Consider the following 21,987-nt stretch of genomic DNA (forward strand, 5'->3'; position numbering starts at 1 on the left):
ATCCTCGAACTTGCCACGCATCCAAAGCTCCGAGATCCAACGCAAATCAGTGAATCACGGAAATCGAACAAAAACGATAGTTTTTCAGCAGACTGCTAGATCTGCTTAAGCACGACTAGGTTGTAAAACGAGCTTCGGCAACCGTTAGCGCGCAGAATGATCAATTTTCAATGAAGCCGCTGCGACTTCCGCTATGGGCACAAGCGGTCCTCAACGGCCATCACCGTGAAGGTCCGCTCGGGGCCGGCAACTGACATTGGAAGTAAAGAGGCCGCCCACTGAGGCGACCTCAATGCATCAGCACAGACAGGAAGTAGCCCGCGACGATTGCGAGCCAGACGAGCGATAGGCGGTAGTACAGCGTGTCCCGTTGCGGTTGTTCTGGCCCGGAGAACACGGTCCCCATAGGCGGCCTTACTTCGGCTTCTCGGCGTGGATGTGGAGAACGTAGAGGGTGTTCTGGAACTCGTCCACGACCTCCATCCGCCATCCACGATCTGGCGTTAGCTTCCCATCGAGGCTTTGGAGTATCTGCCCAGCCGTCACCGTGGCTTCACGCCAAGCGGCGTGTTTGTCGGGCAGTTCCTCGCCTTCGAGGTCGGGTTCATGACGTTCGTGGGTCACATGGAAGAAGTAGCGCGGCATACGCCAGTAATGCTGACTAGCCGGCTCGCGTTCCGAAACAGGCCACTGCGGAATTCAGTCAGAGCTCTCTCGCACCAGGCGAGCGACCCTACGGGGGCCGTCCCAAAGCTCTACAACAGGGTGTGCCTCTAGATATTTCTCGGCTCGGTCTTGCGCGTCTTTGTCTGTCGGGCAATCGATCTCGTAAAGTGCACGAGCAACACCGGATAGATCTACCGAGTACGCAACATAACGCATTTGCAGTCCCCAGCTGAGGAAAGCTGCAAACTAGATTCGTTCGCGGGCCTATAGTTCCTACACAAAAAATACGGCCCCAGCCGTCTGGCGGCGACTGGGGCCGTTGGACTTAACTCCGGCCCGTACGGGGGCATGGAGCCGGAGCACAGCACCAAGCCTGTCCGGTGCCACTCGTTCCTAAAAAGCCAGCCCGCCAACTGAGGCGCGCCTAATTCATCTTGCGACGGAGTTTCCTGAGGATCTCGCGCAGATCCGCGGGGTACTCCTCGATGATCCGCTGCGCATCCTCAAGACGTGTTGGCTTGGGCGGGGGCTCCTTGCTTGGACCTGGGTCATCGGTCTGGGGCACAGCTCAAGGGCGGGCCGGAACCAGCCGGGACCATTGAGATAAATCAAACTAGCCACTGAGATTTTCAATCTAGGCCAACGCCACGCTCCAAGCCTGGTCGTTCGGCCACTGATTGAGAGCTAGATAGCCGGAGGGTTGGCTTCGCCTTAGGGGCTGATGCGTTTGTTCCAGCGCTCGGCCGCCTGCCTAACGGTCGGCGCATTGGGCCCGAAAGCTGAACATTCCTTACATACTACGAATTTTGGGTCGATGTCGCCGTTGATCCAAACCTCCGAACCGCCGCAGAAAGGACAGGGCCGCAGCGATTGTACAGACATAGGGAATCCGCGCAGCGGATCGATAGCTGCGCTCTCGCTAGGCTTCGTAGGCATCTTAACGCGAGCGTTTAGGACGGTAGTTCTGGGCCGATGTCGACGACCTCGATGAAATGATGACCGACGTCGCGATTGAAGCCGATGAAGTCCCACTTCGCACCGTCGCCTTGGCAAGTAGCGCCGGTGAAGCGTGCCGGCTGCCACTCGAGAGTTTTCGTGCTTGAGCGCACAAGGACCCAATAGAAGCGACCTGGAATCAACTGTGTGACGTCAATCATGGAATCATTTGCAGACCCTCGCTCACGCCGCCGCGCAAAGCTCGGTCGAGCGCAGAGATCAGAGTCGTTCCTGCGGACACCTGTCTTGTCTCGGAAGGGGATCGTCCCAGCCATTGCTGTCTGATCATCATGGGCTTCGCATGCCGCTCCAAGGTCGCCAATAAGCCGGCCCTGCCGTCCGTTGCGGGTCTCTCTTAATCAGCGCGTCCCAGGTTCGAGCCCTGGTGCGCCCACCATATAAATCAAACACTCAGCGCTGATCGCGATACAGTAAGTGGCTTCATTTTACAGGCCATTTTACAGTTTTGTTCGCGCTTCGAGCTTCAGCACCGCAGCTTCGGCAAGCTGAATATCTCGGCCAAGATAATGTGCATCGAGAATGGCCTCGACGTCCTTTAGCGAGTGACCAGTCACGGCCGCGATCTGCGGCACGCTCGCGCCGGCAATGGCCAACCGAACCACGGCAGTGCCTCTCAGGTCGTGAAACGTGAGGCCGCTGATGCCAGCTCGTTCGCATGCCTTTGCCCAGGACGTCCGAAAGCCGTCTGACGTCCAGGGCCGCCCGAGCGTGTTCGTCAGGATGAGCGGCCCTCGGCGCTCGGTGGTGTCGAGTAGAGCTCGCAGAGGGCCTCCGGCGGGCATTGCGACACGCCGGCCGCCTTTCGACTGCCGAAGGCGAATGTAAGGGCTTGCGTAGGCTGACCACGGCAGCCGTAGCAGGTCTCCCTGCCGCTGCCCGCTCCACAAAGCCAAGATGAGGGCGAGCTGGATCTCGCTGGATGCGACTGCAAGGACGGCGGCAATGTCTTGTTCGGTCCAGATCTTATCCTTGCGGTCGGCCACATAGAGCCGGCCACCCCGCTCGCATGGATTGGTGGTGATGATGCCGCGGTCCTTCGCGAATGACAGGATGCGCGCCAACACCGTCCAGGCCAGATCAGCCTTTCGTGGCGTGTTTGCGTATTTGTCGCGCCAGCTTTTGAAGTCGCCGCGAATCCGACGGTCGGCGAGGGCAGCAATCGGTAAATCGCCGAATTCGTCTTCAATCAGTTTTATGTATCTCAGGTAATCGCGGCGTGTAAAAGACAAATCGATTGCCAAAGTCGCGGGACCAGCGCCTTGCTTGGCTCGCTTTCTCCCAAACTCGATCAGCCGCTCTCGATTAAGCGCGAGCAGCTTCACACTGCCGAGCTCAGCCTTGAGCGACGCCATCACAGCAGCCTTTGACCGGCGAGGGGGTTTTCCAACCTCGCGCATGTCTTCGTCGTGCAGATCAATCAGATCGCCAAATGTGCGAACGTTGCGCACCGCGCGTGGTTTAAACGATCCATTGCGGTCAATGTTGCGCTCCATCTCGAGCGCCCATTCTTCGCCGTCCTTGCGCCGCCGGAAAGTCTCGGCCACATAGCGGTTCTTGCGGCGGACTTGAACGCGCCAGTTTCCCGATCCCAATTGAGTGAAGGTCGCCACGCGTGTGCACTCCGGCTTTCGTGTGCACTATGTGTGCACCGAGAGGTCAAAACGGGTACAAACGTGTGCAATCTCGGCTAGTTTGGAGTGCACACGTTCGTGCTTCATCCCATTGAGAGGATAGGATAAACGATTGAGTGGCGCCCATGATGGATTGGAGCGAGAGTTCAAATTTTCCAATTGGTTAGATGCTTGCGTGTGCGCGGCGTGTTCACCGAGAGATTCCATAAAAATCCAGTCATGATCATTGTGAGCGTGGGTTTTGAAGAGCAGCGCCCCGGTTGTCGCAGCTCATTCCGTGGGTTGAATGCGAGTGGCAACAGACAGCCCCAATCACCGGAAGCCTTCCGCGCAATCGTGACCTGCTGTGCGCAACCGCCGTGCCTGTGCGAGACCGCACTTTCGGTAGAGCCGCTGTAGTGAGATGCCCGTTTCGCGGAGAGTGCGGACCCGGTTGCGGGGCTCGGGACTGTCTGCGGCACATCAAAAAAGTATCAGTTGCACATTGAAATGGTGGTGGCGGGCCCGGGTACCGGTCGCTACGATCCCTAACGAGAGGAAGCGCTGAGCAAATTCAGCCGATAAGGGAACAGGGGCGGATCATCAAAAACCGCACCGGCCCGAAGGGAGCGGATATGGAACCGGACCTGGAAGTTGTCCAGATACGGCGCGGCGAATCGTTCAAGGCGTGGTCGCACGGCTACCCATTCCACACGGTCCGCTGGCATTTCCATCCCGAATACGAGCTCCACCAGGTCGTGGCGACCAGCGGTCGCTATTTCGTCGGCGACTTCATCGGCGAGTTCGAGCCGGGCAATCTCGTGCTCACCGGCCCCAATCTGCCGCACAATTGGGTGAGCGATCTGCCGGCCGGCAGCACCATCCCACTGCGCGGACGCGTCCTCCAGTTCAGCGAGGAATTCATCGGGGACCTGATGAAGGTCATGCCGGAACTGTCGGGCCTTGCCGCGCTGCTGGATTTCTCGCGGCGCGGCGCGCTTTTCACGTGCAGCACCAGCGACAGGGTCGCTCCACTGATGGAGGAGATCGTGACCGCGAACGGTGTGCGCCGGATCGAGTTGTTCCTGATGATCCTGGGAACACTTGGCCGCGCCCGCAATGCGCGTCCGCTTTCCAGTCCGAATTATCTGCCCGACCCGTCCGGATATATGTCGGCGGGCATGAACAAGGCGCTCGCCTTCATCCGGCAGAACCTGACGCAGCCTTTCGGTGAAGCCGAGCTAGCGGCGATCGCAGGCCAGTCGCAAAGCGCGTTTTCGCGTTCCTTCCGCCGGCACACCGGCATGTCGCTGGTGCAATACGTCAAGCGGCTGCGCATCAATCTCGCCTGCCAGATCTTGATGAGCGACGAGCAGGCGTCCATCACCGACATCTGCTTCGAGGTCGGCTTCAACAATCTCTCTAATTTCAACCGGCAGTTTTTGGCCGAGAAAGGCATGCCGCCTTCGCGCTTCAGGCGATTGCTCGCGCAGAACATCAATACGGCACGCGCGGCCTAGCCGGCGAAAAGCAAAGGAGGAGACCACCACGGGAAGAATGACGCGGGCATGCCGATGGCAGCCCGCGACAGGAATCGCTTGTCCAGGAATTCCGCGCGGCTTCGGAGCACCGGCACTCATCGCCGCCGGGGACGGGAGCCGCGAGGGCCCATCTTCAAGGATCAACCACAGCACTCTAGTTCTGGAAAGGAAAGTCCGAATGAAAAGGTTCTCCCCGAAACATACGGGCGCACTGGCCCTGGCCCTGTCGCTGCTCGGTACAACGGCCATGTTCTCGCAGGCCGCAGAGGTGAAGGACGCGACCGTTGCCTTCCTGATGCCGGATCAGGCGTCCACCCGCTACGAACAACATGACTATCCGGGCTTCGCTGCTGAGATGAAGAAGCTCTGCGCAAGTTGCAAGGTGATCTACCAGAACGCCGGCGCAGATGCGGCACGGCAGCAACAGCAATTCAACTCGGTGATCTCGCAGGGCGCCAAGGTCATTGTGCTCGACCCTGTCGACTCGACCGCTGCGGCCTCCCTGGTCAAGATGGCGCAGTCGCAGGGCATCAAGGTCATTGCCTACGACCGGCCGGTCCCCGACGCCAAGGTCGATTTCTACGTCTCCTTCGATAACGAAGCCATCGGCAAGGCCATCTCCGACTCGCTCATCAAGCATCTGAAGGCCGCTAACGTCACGGCGAAGGAAGGTGAGGGCGTGCTCGAAATCAATGGATCGCCGACCGATGCCGCTGCGGGCCTCATCAAGAAGGGCATCCACGCGGGCCTTGATAAGAGCGGCTATCCGATTCTCGCCGAATACGACACGCCGGACTGGGCGCCGCCGAAGGCGCAGCAATGGGCGAGCGGCCAGGTCACCCGCTTCGGCAAGAAGATCCTCGGCGTGGTGGCCGCCAACGATGGCACCGGCGGTGGCGCAATTGCCGCCTTCAAGGCCGCAGGTGTCGATCCGGTGCCGCCGGTGACGGGCAACGATGCGACGATCGCCGCGCTTCAGCTCGTCATCGCCGGCGATCAGTACAACACGATCTCCAAGCCCAGCGAGATCGTGGCCGCTGCAGCGGCCCAAGCCGCGGTGAAATTCCTCTCCGGCGAGACGCCCAAGGCGGAAACCACACTCTTCAATGCGCCATCGAAGCTGTTCGTGCCGGCGGTCGTCACGCAGGAGAACCTGAAGGCTGAGATCATCGACAAGAAGATCCAGACGGCCGATCAGCTCTGCACGGGCCGCTATGCCGCCGGCTGTAAGAAGCTCGGCATCACGCAGTAACTGCGTCCGTCCCGGCCGCTCGCGGCGGCCGGGACGAACGACGAGAGGGCGGACTGGGACATGACCATGATCTCGGATGTCGATCACCCGGAAGGCGGACCGCGCAAACCGGTCTTGAGTCTTCGCGGAATTTCCAAGCATTTCGGCGCCGTGTCCGCCCTGACCAACGTCGATCTCGACGTGCATGCCGGCGAGGTCGTGGCGCTCGTGGGCGACAACGGTGCTGGAAAATCCACGCTGGTGAAGATCCTTGCCGGCGTGCACCAGCCCAGTTCTGGAACGATCGCCTTCGGCGGCGAGCCGGTTGTCCTGTCCGATCCGTCCACTGCGCTCGGCCTCGGCATCGCCACCGTTTTTCAGGATCTGGCGCTCTGCGAAAACCTCGATGTGGTCGCAAATATCTTCCTCGGCCGCGAGCTCAATCCGATGCGGCTCGACGAGGTCTCCATGGAGCTCCGCGCCTGGACGCTGCTCAACGAATTGTCGGCGCGGATCCCGAGCGTGCGCGAGCCGGTTGCGTCGCTCTCCGGCGGACAGCGCCAGACCGTGGCGATCGCGCGTTCGCTGCTCACCGAGCCGAAGCTCATCCTGCTCGACGAGCCGACCGCCGCGCTCGGCGTCGCCCAAACCGCCGAGGTGCTGGACCTCGTCGAGCGCGTTCGCGCCCGCGGCCTCGGCGTCATCATGATCAGCCACAACATGGAGGACGTCCGCGCCGTCGCCGACCGGATCGTGGTGCTGCGCCTCGGCCGCAACAACGGCGAATTCGAGCCCGACGCTTCCAACCAGGATCTCGTCACCGCGATCACCGGTGCGGACGAAAACTCGGTCTCGCGCCGCGCCAGCCGGCGCCGCGCGCATCAGTCGCCGGAGCTTGGCCGATGACCGACAACGCACAACGGGTTTCGATGACGCGGCCGCTCGATCGCAGTGACGAGCGCGTCAAGCACACGGACACATTTGGGAACATGTTCAGCGCGTTTGTGGATCGCGTGCGGTCGGGCGATCTCGGCTCGCTGCCGGTGGTCGTCGGGCTCATTGTCATCTGCACGGCATTCGAGAGTCTCAACCCTGTTTTTCTGGCGCCGAACAATCTGGTCAATTTGCTGTTCGATTGCTCGACGGTGGGCGTGATCTCGCTGGGCATCGTCTGTATCCTGATGGTCGGCGAGATCGATCTCTCGGTCGGCTCGGTGAGCGGGTTCGCTTCGGCGCTCGTTGGCGTGCTTTGGGTTGGTCAGGATTGGCCGGTCGCCGTGGCGATCGTCACGGCGTTGGTGCTGGGCGCCGCCATCGGCGCGCTTTACGCATTTCTGTTCAATCGTCTGGGGATGCCGAGCTTCGTTTCGACGCTGGCCGGCCTGCTGGGGTGGCTCGGCCTGCAGCTGTATCTGCTCGGCTCATCGGGCTCGATCAACCTTCCGTACGGATCGCCACTGGTCAATTTCGGGCAGATGCTCGTCATGCCGCCAATCGTGTCCTACGTGCTGGCGGCGGTTGCGAGCCTTGTGGTGTTCGTGACCAGCTACCGCACAGCGTTGCGCCGGCGGCAGGCGGGGCTATCGGCCAGTTCGCTCGGCCGCATGGTGCTGAAGGCGCTGCTGGTCACCGTCATGCTCGAATTCGTCGTCTATTATCTCAATCTCGGCCGCGGCATTCCGTGGATGTTCGGTCTGTTCGTCGGCCTGTGCGTGGTGATGAACTACGCGTTGACGCGGACCAAATGGGGCCGTTCGATGTCTGCCGTCGGCGGCAATCGCGAGGCGGCCCGCCGGGCCGGCATCAATGTTCGCCGGGTCTATCTGACCGCGTTCGTGCTGTGCTCCACACTGGCGGCGGCCGGCGGCATTCTTGCCGCGGCGCGGCTGGCATCTTCCAGCCAGCAGGCCGGGACCGGGGATGTAAATCTCAACGCGATCGCCGCCGCGGTCATCGGCGGCACGAGCCTGTTCGGCGGTCGCGGGAGCGCCTATTCCGCACTGCTCGGCGTCATCGTCATCCAGTCCATCGCGAGCGGCCTGACGCTGCTCGATCTCTCCTCGTCGCTACGGTACATGATTACGGGCGCGGTCCTTGCCATTGCGGTCATCGTCGATTCGCTGGCACGACGCTCACGCCTCTCCCATGGCCGAGCTTGAATAACTCGAACAAGAAAAGGACAAGCCTTGGCCCAGGAACTTGCAGGAAAAGTTGCCGCGATCACCGGCGCCGCATCGGGCATCGGTCTCGAGTGCGCCAGAGCTTTGATCGGCGCGGGTGCGCGGGTGGTGCTGATCGATCGGGCGGAGGAGGCGCTGAGCAAAGCCTGCGTCGAGCTGGGCGATCAGGCGATTCCGTTACGCATCGACCTCACCGATCCCGTGAGCATGCAAGCCATGATGCCTCAATTGCTGGAGAAGGCGGGACAGCTGGACATCTTCCACGCGAACGCAGGCGCCTATGTCGGCGGCGAGGTGCTCGCGGGCGATCCCGACGCCTGGGATCGCATGCTCAATTTGAACATCAATGCGCTGTTCCGGTCGATTCATGCGGTGCTGCCGCACATGGTTGAGCGCAAGAGCGGCGACATCATCGTCACCAGTTCGATCGCCGGTCTTGTCCCTGTCGTCTGGGAGCCGATCTATACTGCGTCCAAGCACGCCGTGCAGGCTTTCGTGCATACCGTGCGCCGACAGGTCGCCAAATACGGTTTGCGCGTCGGTGCCGTTGCGCCAGGTCCGGTTGTGACCGCGCTTATCAAGGACTGGCCCAAGGAGAAGATCGAGGAAGAAATGGCGGCAGGTGGCTTGATGCAGCCGGTGGAGGTCGCAGAGGCGGTGCTTTTTATGTTGACGCGTCCGAGAAACGTCACCATCCGCGACCTCGTCATTCTGCCGCAGAGCAACGATCTGTAGCATTCTCCGATTGGCGATCCAGATGACGAAACAATCCGATGACCGCCATTTTCTTGGCATCGATGTCGGCACCGGCAGCGCACGGGCCGGCGTGTTCGACCGCTCCGGCAGGCTGATGGCGAGTGACAGCTCCCCCATCGCACTTTGGCGGGAGGCCGGCGACATCGTCGAGCACTCAAGCGAGGACATCTGGCGTGCCGTATGCCGCAGCGTGCGTGGAGCGGTGGCACAGGCCGGCATCGCGCCGGACAGCATCACCGGCATCGGCTTCGACGCGACCTGCTCGCTGGTGGTGCTTGGCGAAGGGGGCGCGCCGCTGCCCGTCGGCCCGTCCGGCGATCCTGCTCGCAACGTCATCGTATGGATGGATCACCGCGCCGGCGATCAGGCGCGCCGGATCAACCAGACGGGCGAGACGGTTCTTGACTATGTCGGCGGAACGATCTCACCCGAGATGGAGACGCCGAAACTCTTGTGGCTCGCCGAAAACATGCCCAACACGTTTTCCCGTGCGTGGCAGTTCATGGACTTGACCGATTTTCTCACCTGGCGTGCGACGGGGAGCCTGTCTCGCTCCATCTGTACCGTGACCTGCAAGTGGACCTATCTGGGTCATGAAAACCGCTGGGACGATCAATTCTTCCGCAGGGTCGGCCTCGGCGTGCTGGCGGACGAGCAGTTCCGCAGGATCGGCACCGAGATCGTGCCCGGCGGAACGAGGCTGGCGGCGGGCCTGACGGCGGAGGCTGCGGCCGATCTCGGACTCGCGACGGGTACGCCGGTCGCTGCCGGCCTCATCGATGCACATGCCGGCGGCGTTGGTACGGTGGGCGCGCGCGGCCACGCGGGCACGGTGCTGACGCGCATGGCCTATGTGTTCGGAACGTCCGCCTGTACCATGACGACCACGCCGGATCCGTCCTTCGTCCCCGGCGTTTGGGGACCTTATTTCTCCGCGATGGTGCCCGGGCTTTGGCTCAATGAAGGCGGGCAGTCGGCCGCCGGCGCTGCCATCGAGCATCTGTTGCAGATGCATCCGCATTCCGCGCAAGCGACGCAGGCTGCACGCCAGAAGCAGCAGACGCTTGCCGATTGGCTTGCCTCGGAAACCGAATCCCGCGGCGGTGACGGAATGATTCCGCAATTGGTCGGCGAGGTTCATGTCGTTCCCGAATTCCTCGGCAATCGCGCGCCGTTCGCGGACCCTGACGCGCGTGCGCTGATTGCCGGGCTCGATATGCGCTCGGATCTGGAGAGCCTGCTGGCGCTTTATCTTGCCGGGCTGTGCGGTCTCGGTTGCGGGGCCAGGCAGATCGTTCGCGCCCAGCAGGACAAGGGCATCGCGGTCGATACGATCGTGGTCAGCGGTGGCGCCGCAAAGAGCCGCCTTGTGCGGCAAGTCCTCGCCGATATGACGGGTTTGACGGTGGCTGCGTCGGCATCCCCGGAGGCCGTCCTGCTCGGCTCCGCGATGCTTGGATCAGTTGCATCGGGCGACCATGGCAATCTCGGCGAGGCGATGCAGGCGATGTCGGTTCTGGGAGACATCTCTCGACCCCAGGCCGCTCTCGTAGACTGGGCCGATCGGCGCTTTCGAGCCTTCGAGGCCCTGCAGAAGGTCGGTCGGGCAATCAGAAGCGCTTCGTAGCCCCATTGCCAGCTGGACCGGGCGTACCCAGGCACGGCTTGCATCCAACGTCGGCGCTGCCTGCGTAGGAGAGGGCATTCGACCCTCTTTCATCATCTCGACACATATGTCATGATAAAAATACAAATGTATAGTCCGGGTCTTTTTGCCCGGCGAGGGAGGGCTGCCCATGGGTAGGAAAGTCGCATTCATTGCGGCCTTGTTCGGCGCGTTGGCATTGGTTGGTCCGGCGCAGGCACGGGTCGAGGTCCAGTGGTGGCACGCCATGAGTGGCGTCCTCGGCGACCGGCTCAATGAGCTGGTCGAGAAGTTCAACAAGTCGCAGGACAAGTACACGGTCGTCGCGGTCGCCAAGGGGAACTATGACGAGGTGACCAACGGGGTGATCGCCGCCTATCGTGCCAAGCGGCCGCCGGAGATGGTGCAGATCGCCGAGCGCGGTTACATGACGATGCTGCTTTCAGGGGCCATTGTCCCCGTGCAGGATTTGGTGGAGCAGAAGGGTTACAAGATCGACTTCTCGGACTTCATCAAACCCGTCGCAAGCTTCTGGAGCTACAAGGGCCGGATGTCGGCGATGCCCTTCAACTCGTCGACGCCGATCTTCTGGTACAACAAGGATCACTTCCAGAAGGCCGGCTTCGACAAGCCGGCCGACACCTGGCAGGAGCTGGAGAAGCAGCTCTACACCATCAAGTCCAAGGGAATCAGCGAGTGCGGCACGGTCCTGCCCGGCGATTTCTACTGGAGCCTGCTCGAGAACTACAGCGCCATCAACAACCAGCCCTACGGTACGCTAGCGAACGGCTTCGACGGGCTCGGCACCGAGTTCGTCTACAACAAGACGAAGGTGGTCTCGCAAGTCGCGCGGCTCAAGAAATGGCTCGACGACGGCGTAATGCAGATCGCGGGCCAGGGCTTCAGTCCCGAACAATTGTTCACGTCGGGCCGGTGCTCGACCTTCGTCAATTCGACCGCATCGCACGGCAACATCGAGCGCAATGCGACCATCAATTGGAGCGCCACCTTCCTGCCGCACGAGAGCGACATCAATCCGCCTCTCAACAGCACCATCGGGGGTGGGGCCATCTGGGTCATGAAGGGCCACACGCCGGAGCGATACGAGGCCGTCGCAGCCTTTCTGGATTTCGTCGCGCAGCCGGAAACCCAGGTCTGGTGGCATGGCGCAACCGGCTATGTTCCCGCCACCAACCGCGCCTATGCGGTCGCGCGGGAGCGGGGCTACTACAAGGATCATCCGACCAGGGAGATCGCGGTGCTGCAGCTCTCGCGCGGCACGCCGAACGAGAACTCGCGCGGCTTCCGCTTCGGCAACTTCGTGCAGACGATGCTGGCCCAGCGCCAGGAGGTCGAGGCGGTGTTCGCCGGTCAGAAGCAGCCGCAGCAGGCCATGGATGACGCAGTCAAGCGGGGTAACGAGATCCTGCGGCAGTTCGAAAAGCTGAATGCCGGGAAGACTCCGGAAACCGAGCGTCCATGACGTTGCGCCTGTCCATCCCGTGGCGCGAGGCACGCGCACCCGTGCTTCAGGGAAGGCACGGGGGTGGTGGGTCCAAAGCCGTGCCGGCGGCAGTCGCCGGCAGCTCGCGTCGGTCGGGCAGAACGCGGCCGCGTGAGGAGGCCGGACTGAAGCGCGCCAATTTCGGCGACGGTCCCGGCCTGCCGACGCTGCTGTTGCTGCCGCAATTGCTGATCCTGCTGTTCTTCTTCTTCATTCCGTCGCTGCGGGCGCTGATGCAGTCCGTTCTGCTCAGCGATCCGTTCGGGACCAACGTTCAGTTCGTGTGGTTCGACAATTTCAAGACGCTGCTTGCGAGCAGCGACTACCGCCAGTCGATCGCGGTGACGTTCTGGTTTACGGTGGCGCAGAACGTGCTCACATTGGGCAGCGCGCTCGTGCTGGCCTTTGCCACCGACAGGATCGTGCGTGGCCGCTCGGCCTATCGCACGATCATCCTGTTGCCCTATGCCATTGCGCCCGCGATCGCCGGCATCCTGTGGGCCTTCTTGTTCAATCCGGCGGTCGGCCCGCTCGCACAGGTGCTGCACGGGCTCGGTATTGCATGGGACCCTAACCTCAATCCGACCGATGCGCTGATCCTGGTGACGCTGGCCGCGTCATGGAAGCACATCTGCTACGACTATATCTTTCTGGTGGTGGGGTTGCTCGCGGTGCCGGTGTCGCTGATGGAGGCCGCCGCCGTGGACGGTGCGGGACCGATCCGCCGCTTCGTCTCAATCGCGCTGCCGATGCTCGGGCCCACCATCTTCTTCCTCACGGTGATGAACTTCATCTATGGCTTCTTCGAAACCTTCGCCATCATCGATGCCGTGACCAAAGGCGGCCCGGCCGGTGCAACCAACATTCTGGTCTACAAGGTCTTCGTCGACGGCTTCGTCAATCTCGATCTCGGCTCTTCGGCTGCACAGTCGGTTCTGTTGATGAGCTTTGCGCTGATCTGCACGCTGCTGCAATTCCGCTACTTCGACCGCAAGGTCAATTACGGGGTCTAGCCGCATGGTGGAACGCTCACCGATCCTCAACATGCTCTGCCACGCGATCCTGATCGCCGGCGCGCTGATGGTCTGCGTACCGCTGTATTTCGCATTCGTGGCCGGCTCGCTCACGGTGGCCGAGGTGCAGAAAGTGCCGCTGCCCTGGCTGCCGGGAGGCCAGTTCTTCGACAATCTGCAGCTGGCCTGGAGCAAGGGCAATTTCAGCCGCACCTTCGCGAATTCGATTATCGTGGCGCTCGGCATCACGGCCGGCAAGATCGCGGTATCGCTGCTCTCGGCTTTCGCCATCACCTACTTCCGATTCCGCTATCGAATGCTCGCATTCTGGCTGATCTTCACGTCGCTGATGCTGCCGATCGAGGTCCGGATCGTGCCGACCTTCGAAGCCGTGGCAAATGCGGCGCTGCCCCTGCAATGGCTGTTGGATACGCTGCATATCGCCGATCTCTGGCGCTGGATCAGCGGGCACGAGGTCGCGATCGCGCTGGAATGGAACATGGTCAACACCTATCCCGGGCTGATCCTGCCGCTGATCGCGCCGGCCACCGCTACCTTCCTTTTTCGCCAGTTCTTCCTGACGATCCCGGAGGAGCTGTGCGAGGCGGCGAGGCTGGACGGCGCCTCGCCGCTGCACTTCTTCTGGAGCATCCTGCTGCCGCTGTCCGTCCCGAACATGGTGGCGCTCGCGATCATCCTGTTCCTATTCGGCTGGAATCAGTATCTCTGGCCTTTGCTGTTCACGACCGACAAGGACATGGCAACGGCGGTCATTGCGTTGAAGGGCCTGATTCCCCGCTCCGACAGCGAGCCGGCCTGGAACATCGCCATGAGCGGTGCGCTCCTCACGATGTTGCCGCCGGTGTTGGTCGTCCTGCTGTTGCAGCGCTGGTTCATCAAGGGTCTTGTCGACAGCAGCAAATAGGGACTGATCATGGTTTTCATCGCCGGGCATCGCGGCGGACGCAATCTTTGGCCGGAGAACAGCCTGACGGGCTTCCGCAACCTGTGCAAGGAGGGCGTCGATGCGGTCGAGTTCGACGTCCATCAGAGCACGGACGGCGGGCTTGTCGTGATCCATGATCCGCTGCTCGACCGCACCACGTTCGAAAGCGGACCGGTGGGCGAGCGCAGCCTGCGACGCTTGACGGCAATGCGTCTTCGTGATGCCGGCGATGAGTGCATTCCGACCTTGGACGAGGTACTCGACGTGTTCAGCGAAACCACGCTCGAGCTCCACATCGAGATCAAGACGGATGCGCTTGGCAATTCCTATTCGGGCCTCGAGGCGCGGCTGATCGACCAGATCAAGCGCCGCGGCCTGGAACGGCGTGCAATCATCACCTGCTTCGTGCCCGGCGTGATCGAGACCGTGCTCCGGCTGTGGCCGGAGGCGCGGGTGCTCATTTCGCTCGACCGCCGTTCGGCGGAGATGATGGGCGGAATTGAGCCCGCGTTGACCCAATTGGCTGCCATTCCCGGCTGCATCGTCGCGGTCGAAAAATCGCTCCTGGGGCTCGCGTTGCCGCTCGCCCTCAAGATGCTCGGATCCGAGCGCCTCGGTGCATGGGTGACCAACGAGCCGGAGGATATCGCTTACTGGCTTGCCCAACCGGTGCGGCAGATCACGACCGATCGGCCGGATCTCGCCGCGAGCATTCGCCGCAGGCTCGAAACGATGCCGGCGCGCCCATGATTCCCCGTCGCCGCTTTCTCGTGGGATCGCTGGCGAGCGCCGCCTTGGCTGCGCCCGCCGGGTTCGTGCGGGGAGCGCCGGTTTCGCTCAGCGCAGATCCTTTCAAGCTCGGCGTTGCGTCCGGATGCCCGCGGGAAGATCGCGTCATCCTGTGGACCCGCCTTGCTCCGCAGCCGCTCGAGGGCGGCGGCATGCGGGACGCGGCAGTGGACGTCGAATGGCAGGTTGCTGACGACGAGGCCTTTGCGCGCATCGCCTCCCACGGCGTCGTGCGGACGACCGCGGAGCTTGCGCATTCCGTGCACGCCGAGGCGACGGGGCTGCGGCCGGATTGCGTTTACTGGTACCGCTTCCGCGCCGGCCCGGCGCTCAGCCCGGTCGGACGCACCCGAACCGCGGCCGCCAGGGCGGCGCGGCCTTTCCGCTTTGCTTTCGCATCCTGCCAGCAATACGAGCAAGGCTATTTTACCGCCTACCGCGACATGGCCGCGCGCGATCTCGACCTGGTCGTGCATCTCGGCGATTATATCTACGAGAAATCCTGGGGATCGCGCCACGTCCGCCAGCATGGCGTTGGAATTCCGACGACGCTCGAGGAATTCCGCAACCGCTACGCGCTCTACAAGAGCGATCCCGACCTGCGAGCGGCGCACGCTGCCTTTCCCTGGCTTTCGGTCTGGGACGACCACGAGGTGATGGACGATTATGCCAATGATCGCTCCTACACCGTGCGCGATGCCGCTCAGTTCCTGAAGATCCGTGCGGCAGCTTATCAGGCCTATTACGAGCACATGCCGCTGCCACCCACGGCGCGCCCGCGCGGCGCCGACGCCACGATCTATGAACACTATCGCTTCGGCGAGATGCTCGACGTGCTGCTGCTCGACGACCGGCAATATCGCTCGGCTTCGGCCTGCGTCGGAAGCGGGCGGCCGACCTGGGTGGCTGACTGTGTGAGCCGGACGGATGAAGCGCGGACGATGCTCGGCGAACTACAGGAACAATGGCTCGATGCGCGCCTGCGCGACTGTCGCGGCCGTTGGACAATCGTCGCGCAGCAGACATTGATGGCGCAGGACAAGCGGGAAGCGGACGATGGCGCGCATTTCTGGATGGACGGCTGGGACGGCTATCCCAACGCCCGCCGCCGGCTGCTTGATTCGCTTGTCGCGCAACGCCGGCGCAATCCGATCGTGATCGGCGGCGACCGCCACGCCTTCTTTACCGCCGATCTGAAGCATGATTTCGCCCGGCCGGACGGACCGACCATTGCGACCGAGTTCGTCGGTACGTCGATCACCTCAGACGGTCCGAGCGAAGCCAGCGTGCGCAAGACGCTGGCGAAGAATCCGCATCTGGTCTATGCGCGTGGCGACAAGCGCGGGTATGCGACCGTGGAGCTCGACGCCCGGCATTGCACTGTGGGATTCGAGGCGCTCGACGACGTCAAGGATGCCGCGAGCGCGGTGCGCCGGCTGACGAGCTTTGTGGTCGAGGATGGCGCGCCGGGCGCGAGGGTCGCATGACGAGATCCGCACGGCACAGATTTGACGACCAACGAAAGATCGCCTCAAATGCTCCGACATCTGACTGTGCCTTGAGGCCGCTGTGGGGGCTGCGCCGTGACTGACCAAACCATCCTGCGGGTCGCCTGGCTCTATTACATGGAGAACCTGACCCAGGCCGAGATCGGCGAGCGGCTGGGGCTGACCCGCGCCCGCGTCAATCGCATGCTGTCGGATGCCCGGCAGACCGGTATCGTCAACATCCGCCTCAACTCCGCCTTTGCGAGCTGCACGGAGCTGGAGCATCGCTTGCGCCGGGAATGCGGTCTCGAGGACGCGGTCGTCATCCCGAGCCCGGAGAATCCCGAGCAGGTCGGCAGCCTGATCGGGATGGCGGCGGGCGCGTATTTATCGAAATTCCTCGAACAGAAGCGGCCGCGCATCATCGGTATCGGCTGGGGCGCGACCTTGCGTGAGACCATCCGTTACGTCACGCCGGCGGACTATCCCGAACTCTCCATCGTCTCCATGATGGGGGGCCTGTCGCGTGGACTCGAGCTCAACACCTTCGAGATTGCGGGTGAGCTAGCGCACCGGCTGCACGCCCAGTGCAGCTATCTGGCCGCCCCGATCTTTGTCAGCAGCCGGCGCTCGCGCGACACCTTCCTGGCCCAGGAGGTCTATCAGGAGGTGCTGAACAGCGTTGAGAAGATCGATCTAGCGCTGTTGAGCATGGGAGATCTGACGCCGCGCTCGCTGCTGATGCGGCATGGGCTGCCGCCGGACGTTCGTGCCGAGCATCTGCGGGCGGCAGGCGCCGTCGGCGACGTCCTGGCGCAGTTTCTCGACAAGACCGGCCGGCCCATAGATCACGGCATCAACAGCCGCGCCATTGCGCTGCCGCTCGAGAAGCTGGCGCGCGTGCCGACGTCAATGCTGATCGCCGGGGGGCTCAACAAGGCGCCGATCATCGCCGCGGTGCTGCGCGGCCGGATCGGCAAGGTGCTGGTGACGGACGAGAACACCGCCGTCGCCGCGCTGAAACTGATCGACAAGCAAAAATAGCCGCATTCTCGCAACGGAGAGGAGCTCCGGCGCCTTCGGCACCGAGTGCGCGATAGCCCACGCGCGTGCCGAAAGGCGTGCAAAAGCATTTGTCACCTCGATGTTACATATGTAATATAGGAGAGACAATTGCTCAGAAGGATGGCGTCGACATGCGCGCTGCGGTGCTCCAGGACATTCGTGACATCCGCGTCCTCGATATCCCCGAGCCGAAGCCGCTCGCGGAGGACGAGCTCATCATCCGCGTCAAGGCTGTCGGCGTTTGCGGCAGCGATTTGCATTCCTATCTCGAGGGCGGAACAACTGGCCCGACCCAAGTCAGGCCGTTCGTCCTGGGCCATGAGTTCTCGGGTGTCCTCACGCCGGACTCGGCGCGAAAAGCGGGGTTCTCGGCCGACGCGTTGGTGGCGGTCGATCCTTCCATTCCCTGCGGCCATTGCGAATGGTGTCACCGCGGTCACACCAATCTCTGCCCCAATGTGAAATTCCTGGGTTACGCGCCCCACAACGGGGCCATGGCCGAATTCGTCTGCGTGCCGAAATCCGCCGTGCATGTGGTGCCTGACAGCATCGATCCCGCCGGCGCGGCGATCCTGGAGACGCTCGGTGTCGCGATCCATGCCATGGATCTGGCGCGACCGCGGCTTCAGGAGACCGTGGCGGTGCTCGGCTGCGGGCCGGTGGGACTGCTGCTGGTGCAGCTGGCGCGGCTCGCGGGTAGCGGCAAGATCATCGCGATCGACCCTGTCGAGCAGCGCACGGCACTGGCGTGCGACCTCGGTGCGGATGTTGCCTGCCGCAGCTTCGCCGAGGTCGGTGAAGCCACCGAAGGCCGCGGCGTCGATCTCGTCATCGAAGCGACCGACTCCTCGCACGGCTTCGAGCATGCCGCACGCTGTGCGCGCATCGGCGGCCGGGTCGTTCTGGTCGGCATTCCCGAGAACAACCAGTATGTCCTCAGCGGCGCGGAGTCACGCCGGAAGGGGTTGTCGATCAAGTTTTCACGCCGCATGCCTGAGGTCTATCCGCGCGCCATCGCCCTCGCGCAGTCTGGGCAGGTCAAGCTCGCGCCGCTGGCGACCCATAGCTTCTCGCTCGACCAGACGCCTGCCGCGTTCGAGCAGCAGGTCGCGCGGCGCGACGGAATCATCAAGGCGATCATCTGCCCGTAAGGCCATGGCGAAATCATCCAAACTGGTCGTCGCGAGAAAGGGCCGCGTCCTGATGGTGCGGCGCCGGCGCGACGGGCTCTGGATGTTTCCGGGGGGAAGACGGCGGGCAGGCGAGAGCGACAGGCGCTGCCTTCGCCGCGAGATCAAGGAGGAGTTGCCCAAGCTGAAGCTCGGGCCGTTGAAGCTCTGGAAGGAAGTGAAGGCGAAGAAGGGCGGAACCGGCCGGCGGATGAGCGATGCGATCTTCCTGGCCAAGAAGGTGTCGGGGCGCCTGAAGGTCGGCGACAAGAAGGAGATCGACCGCGCGGTTTGGCGGAAGCCGCGCGGCGCCAGATTGACCCCGACCTCGCGCTACATCCGCGACAAGCTGTTTCCGCGATAGCGTTCCGTCATTGCAGCGCCTGGCGCAGAAGCGCCAGCAACTCATCGTGGATCAATCCGTTGGAGGCGATCTTGTCGAGATCGTCGTTGCGGCACGGCCGTCCAGTCAGCGTCGTGACCTTGCCGCCGCCGGCCCACACCATCGGCATCGCGGCCGCGTGCGAGACGATGTCGGCCTTCAGCGAGACAAAGCCGTCGAGGCGGCCCGAGGCCACCATCGTCGTCTCAAAGGCGCCCGAAACGACGATACGCACGCCGCGCACCAGCTTGCCGAGCAGTTCGATGACACGCGCCGTCCGCTGGACTTCCTCGGGCGTGAAATGCGAGGTCAGGATCACGGAGATGACCGCATCCGACAGCGAACGCGTCGAGGAGACGCGGGCCGGCACGCCGTCGATCGTCGCGCCTTCCCCGGCGAGGTAGCGCGCCCTCAATCCAATCTTCGGCGCGTCGATCAGGCCAAGTTTCGTCTCGCCGCCGACCTCGTAGGCGACCGTGACGGAAAACCACGGCAGCCCGCGCGCGTAGTTGATCGTCCCGTCGAGCGGATCGATGATCCAGCGCGCGGCGTGATCTCCCGGGCTTGCGCCGCTCTCCTCGGCCAGGATGCCGGCATCCGGCGTCAGGGCCTTCAGGCCGGCGACGACGATCGCCTCGGAGGCGAGGTCCGCCTCGGTGACGATGTCGAGCCCTTCCTTGCGCTCGGTGTGCAGGGGCGAGAATTGCATCGCGACCAGCCTGGCTGCGGCCTCGTCGACGACCGTGTCCGCGCGGGCCAGCAGGGTCGAAAGGCCGTCACCTCGATCCGTCCTGGGCTGGCGATCGGATACGAATTCGAGCGAGCACCCGTAGTTTCCGATCGGGACCACGTGGCTGCTGACGCCCATGTCCGGCTGCCAGCAATGCAAGGCAAATCCGGGCGGCTCCATGATGAAGCGGTTGGCGTGCCCGGGTCGCAGGTCGAGCGCCACCTGATGTGCCGTGCCGGGGGCGACATAGCCCACGGTGCCCGCATAGCGCGTCGTGATCGAGCGATGGTAGTGGCCGCACAGCACGCGTTCGATTTCGGGATGGTCCTTGATGATTGCGTCGAGCGGATCGGCCCCGATGAGGCGCAGCTCGTCCATCCCGTCGGCTCCGACCAGGAACGGTGGGTGATGAATGATCACGAGCGTCGGCTTGCCGCCGCCGGCCGCCAGTGCGTCGCGCAACCATTGCTGTCGCGTCGCGCAGAAGGTCCCGTGGCCTTGTCCGGCTTCGACGCTGTCGAGGAACACCAGCCGCAGCGGGAAATCGTCCACGACGAAGTTGATGAAGCCATCGGGCGGCAGATAATGGTGGCGTGGCCGGAGCGAGCGGAGGAGCTGTTCGCGGTTATCGTGGTTGCCGGGAATGACGAACACCGGCATCGGCAGCCTGGCGAAGCCGGCGTCGACGATCCCGTATTCCTCCGCGAGCCCGCCATCCGTAAGGTCGCCGCTGACTACGATACAATTAGGCCGCGGGTCCAGCATCAGAACCGCGTCGATGGCGTCTTGAAACATCGCGTTGGTATCGACGTGGCCGTAAGCGAGCTTGCCGCGCGATCGCACATGGAGATCGCTCAGCTGGGCAATGATGAACACGTAATTCCGTCTCCTGAAGCGTTGCGGCCGGCACGTGGCCGTTGCCGCAATGGATGATCCAGTACTTAAGAGCTCTTCATCAACGCGTTGCTTTCCTTGACCATGCGATCGAGCCCGGCCTCGGGGGTGGTCTCGCCGCGCATCACGGCGTGGATGATCTCGCGCTGCGTGCGCCATATCTTCACGGACTGTCCGCCGGGGTAACCCTGCCAAGGCTTCGCGCGCTCGATCTGCTGCGAAACGGTGCGGAAGTTCGGGTTCTTATCGTAGAACGGGGCCAGGAATTCGGGCCCCGAGGCGCGCAGATTGGTCGGCATGTAGCCCGTGGTCTCGACCACGATCTTCTGCGCTTCAGGTCCGCTCACGAACTTCAGGAACTCCCAGGCGGCCCGCTGCTTTGCGGCGTCCTTTGCCGTGATGATCGCCGCGTTGCCGCCGGTCGGCAGTCCGCCCTTCTGCTTGTCGTCGATCGGGAACGTGCCGGTACGCAATGTGAACTTGTCGCCGATCAGGTCGGTGACCTGGCGCAGCCGGGCCGGCGTGTCCGCGAAGACGCCGATCTTCCCGGCGATGAACTGCTGGCGCGAGGAATCCCAATCGATCAATGGCATCTTGGCGTCAGCGACGAATCTGCGGCAATGGCTGAGCGCCTTGAGCCCGGCCTCGTTGCCGAAGCCGGCAGCGGTTTCCGATGCGTCGAGCATCTGGCCGCCGCCCTGCAGGATCAGGGAGCGGAACAGCCAGTCGTCCGGCCAATCGTGGATGTTGTAGGCGATGCCGGCGACATCGGTGCCCTTGGTCTTGATGTTGGCCGCGAGGTCGATCATGCCGGGCCAATTGTCGGGCATCTTGTCGGGATCGCCTCCGGCCGCTTTCACGAGCTGCGTGTTGAAATAGATGACCGGCAGGGATGCATTGAACGCGAGACCATAGATCTTGCCGTCGACCGCGCCGAGCGCCAGGATTCCGTCGGAGTAGTTGGCCTTGCGCCAGGCGGCATCCTCCTTCTGCAGCAAGGGCGCGACTTCCGTGATCTGGTTGCGTTTCACCAGTGTGCGCACGAGCTCCGCGAGCAGATGGTAACCCGAATAGTAGACGTCGGGGAGCTGGTTGGTGACGGCCTGCCGCAGCATGGTTTGATGACCTTCGTCATAGCTCGCCGCCGGGGCCCGGAACTGGATCTTGATGCCCGATTGCTGCTTCATGAATTCCTGGGCGATCGGCTCGTGGAATTTCGCGAAGGCGGGGAAGGCATAGAGGACGTCCAGCGTCACTTCCTGCGCCTGTGCGGAGCGCGACAGAAACGGGCTTGAAAGCGCGGTGCTCCCGACGGCGGCGGCGCTCTTCAGGAGGTCTCGGCGATGCAGCATGACAGTGTCT

At 63.0% G+C, this 21,987-nt stretch carries 20 protein-coding genes; 14 read left to right on the forward strand and 6 right to left on the reverse strand.

Features of this window, described 5'->3' with window-relative positions:
- Positions 1 to 414: 414 nt before the first annotated feature.
- The 4 genes from GGD62_RS13225 to GGD62_RS13240 all read right to left on the reverse strand — a co-directional run bounded on the left by GGD62_RS13225 (position 415) and on the right by GGD62_RS13240 (position 3,293).
- On the reverse strand, positions 415 to 645 hold the full coding sequence (locus GGD62_RS13225; RefSeq protein WP_183234892.1) for a DUF6894 family protein: 231 nt from the start codon (positions 643 to 645) through the stop codon (positions 415 to 417).
- 732 nt (positions 646 to 1,377) lie between these two features.
- Positions 1,378 to 1,602, reverse strand: a complete 225-nt coding sequence (locus GGD62_RS41830) for a Lar family restriction alleviation protein (RefSeq protein ID WP_409333944.1) — start codon at positions 1,600 to 1,602, stop codon at positions 1,378 to 1,380.
- Positions 1,603 to 1,616: 14 nt separating this feature from the next.
- Positions 1,617 to 1,823, reverse strand: a complete 207-nt coding sequence (locus tag GGD62_RS13235; protein WP_183234890.1) for a hypothetical protein — start codon at positions 1,821 to 1,823, stop codon at positions 1,617 to 1,619.
- Positions 1,824 to 2,120: 297 nt separating this feature from the next.
- Positions 2,121 to 3,293, reverse strand: a complete 1,173-nt coding sequence (locus GGD62_RS13240; RefSeq protein ID WP_312014141.1) for a tyrosine-type recombinase/integrase — start codon at positions 3,291 to 3,293, stop codon at positions 2,121 to 2,123.
- Between the two features lie 635 nt (positions 3,294 to 3,928).
- Between GGD62_RS13240 and GGD62_RS13250 the strand changes: the two genes are divergently transcribed.
- The 14 genes from GGD62_RS13250 to GGD62_RS13315 all read left to right on the forward strand — a co-directional run bounded on the left by GGD62_RS13250 (position 3,929) and on the right by GGD62_RS13315 (position 18,983).
- Positions 3,929 to 4,813: an AraC family transcriptional regulator gene (locus GGD62_RS13250; RefSeq protein WP_183233463.1), complete on the forward strand. Its 885-nt coding sequence runs from the start codon at positions 3,929 to 3,931 to the stop codon at positions 4,811 to 4,813.
- A 199-nt stretch (positions 4,814 to 5,012) separates the two neighbouring features.
- The gene (locus GGD62_RS13255; RefSeq protein ID WP_183233462.1) at positions 5,013 to 6,086 is read left to right on the forward strand and encodes a sugar ABC transporter substrate-binding protein; all 1,074 of its coding nucleotides are present in this window, start codon (positions 5,013 to 5,015) and stop codon (positions 6,084 to 6,086) included.
- A 60-nt stretch (positions 6,087 to 6,146) separates the two neighbouring features.
- Complete coding sequence (locus GGD62_RS13260) at positions 6,147 to 6,971, forward strand: ATP-binding cassette domain-containing protein (protein WP_183233461.1); 825 nt, start codon at positions 6,147 to 6,149, stop codon at positions 6,969 to 6,971.
- Positions 6,968 to 8,224 (forward strand): sugar ABC transporter permease, encoded by a 1,257-nt coding sequence (locus tag GGD62_RS13265; RefSeq protein WP_183233460.1) that lies wholly within the window; start codon positions 6,968 to 6,970, stop codon positions 8,222 to 8,224. Before GGD62_RS13260 ends, GGD62_RS13265 begins: the two co-directional genes overlap by 4 nt.
- Positions 8,225 to 8,251: 27 nt before the next feature.
- Positions 8,252 to 8,980 carry an SDR family oxidoreductase gene (locus GGD62_RS13270; RefSeq protein ID WP_091952277.1) on the forward strand — a complete coding sequence of 243 codons (729 nt, stop codon included), beginning with the start codon at positions 8,252 to 8,254 and terminating at the stop codon, positions 8,978 to 8,980.
- Positions 8,981 to 9,002: 22 nt separating this feature from the next.
- Positions 9,003 to 10,628 carry an FGGY-family carbohydrate kinase gene (locus GGD62_RS13275; RefSeq protein ID WP_183233459.1) on the forward strand — a complete coding sequence of 542 codons (1,626 nt, stop codon included), beginning with the start codon at positions 9,003 to 9,005 and terminating at the stop codon, positions 10,626 to 10,628.
- A gap of 169 nt (positions 10,629 to 10,797) precedes the next feature.
- Positions 10,798 to 12,129: an extracellular solute-binding protein gene (locus tag GGD62_RS13280; protein WP_183233458.1), complete on the forward strand. Its 1,332-nt coding sequence runs from the start codon at positions 10,798 to 10,800 to the stop codon at positions 12,127 to 12,129.
- Positions 12,126 to 13,163, forward strand: a complete 1,038-nt coding sequence (locus GGD62_RS13285) for an ABC transporter permease subunit (RefSeq protein ID WP_183233457.1) — start codon at positions 12,126 to 12,128, stop codon at positions 13,161 to 13,163. The genes GGD62_RS13280 and GGD62_RS13285 overlap by 4 nt, the downstream gene beginning before the upstream one ends.
- A 4-nt stretch (positions 13,164 to 13,167) precedes the next feature.
- Positions 13,168 to 14,088 carry an ABC transporter permease subunit gene (locus GGD62_RS13290; RefSeq protein ID WP_183708805.1) on the forward strand — a complete coding sequence of 307 codons (921 nt, stop codon included), beginning with the start codon at positions 13,168 to 13,170 and terminating at the stop codon, positions 14,086 to 14,088.
- 9 nt (positions 14,089 to 14,097) lie between these two features.
- Positions 14,098 to 14,859 carry a glycerophosphodiester phosphodiesterase family protein gene (locus GGD62_RS13295; protein WP_183233456.1) on the forward strand — a complete coding sequence of 254 codons (762 nt, stop codon included), beginning with the start codon at positions 14,098 to 14,100 and terminating at the stop codon, positions 14,857 to 14,859.
- Positions 14,856 to 16,385 carry an alkaline phosphatase gene (locus tag GGD62_RS13300; RefSeq protein WP_183233455.1) on the forward strand — a complete coding sequence of 510 codons (1,530 nt, stop codon included), beginning with the start codon at positions 14,856 to 14,858 and terminating at the stop codon, positions 16,383 to 16,385. Before GGD62_RS13295 ends, GGD62_RS13300 begins: the two co-directional genes overlap by 4 nt.
- Before the next feature lie 96 nt (positions 16,386 to 16,481).
- On the forward strand, positions 16,482 to 17,429 hold the full coding sequence (locus GGD62_RS13305; protein WP_197742265.1) for a sugar-binding transcriptional regulator: 948 nt from the start codon (positions 16,482 to 16,484) through the stop codon (positions 17,427 to 17,429).
- A gap of 152 nt (positions 17,430 to 17,581) precedes the next feature.
- The gene (locus GGD62_RS13310) at positions 17,582 to 18,601 is read left to right on the forward strand and encodes a zinc-binding dehydrogenase (protein WP_183231557.1); all 1,020 of its coding nucleotides are present in this window, start codon (positions 17,582 to 17,584) and stop codon (positions 18,599 to 18,601) included.
- 4 nt (positions 18,602 to 18,605) lie between these two features.
- Positions 18,606 to 18,983 carry an NUDIX hydrolase gene (locus GGD62_RS13315; RefSeq protein ID WP_128966907.1) on the forward strand — a complete coding sequence of 126 codons (378 nt, stop codon included), beginning with the start codon at positions 18,606 to 18,608 and terminating at the stop codon, positions 18,981 to 18,983.
- 7 nt (positions 18,984 to 18,990) lie between these two features.
- On the opposite strand, the gene GGD62_RS13320 is transcribed toward GGD62_RS13315, so the two are convergent.
- Complete coding sequence (locus GGD62_RS13320; RefSeq protein WP_312009987.1) at positions 18,991 to 20,607, reverse strand: inositol monophosphatase family protein; 1,617 nt, start codon at positions 20,605 to 20,607, stop codon at positions 18,991 to 18,993.
- 65 nt (positions 20,608 to 20,672) lie between these two features.
- Entirely contained in the window at positions 20,673 to 21,977 is a 1,305-nt protein-coding gene (locus GGD62_RS13325; RefSeq protein ID WP_183233453.1) for an ABC transporter substrate-binding protein, read from the reverse strand.
- Positions 21,978 to 21,987 lie beyond the last annotated feature (10 nt).

The sequence above is a fragment of the Bradyrhizobium sp. ERR14 genome (assembly GCF_014198235.1).
Classification (GTDB): Bacteria; Pseudomonadota; Alphaproteobacteria; order Rhizobiales; family Xanthobacteraceae; genus Bradyrhizobium.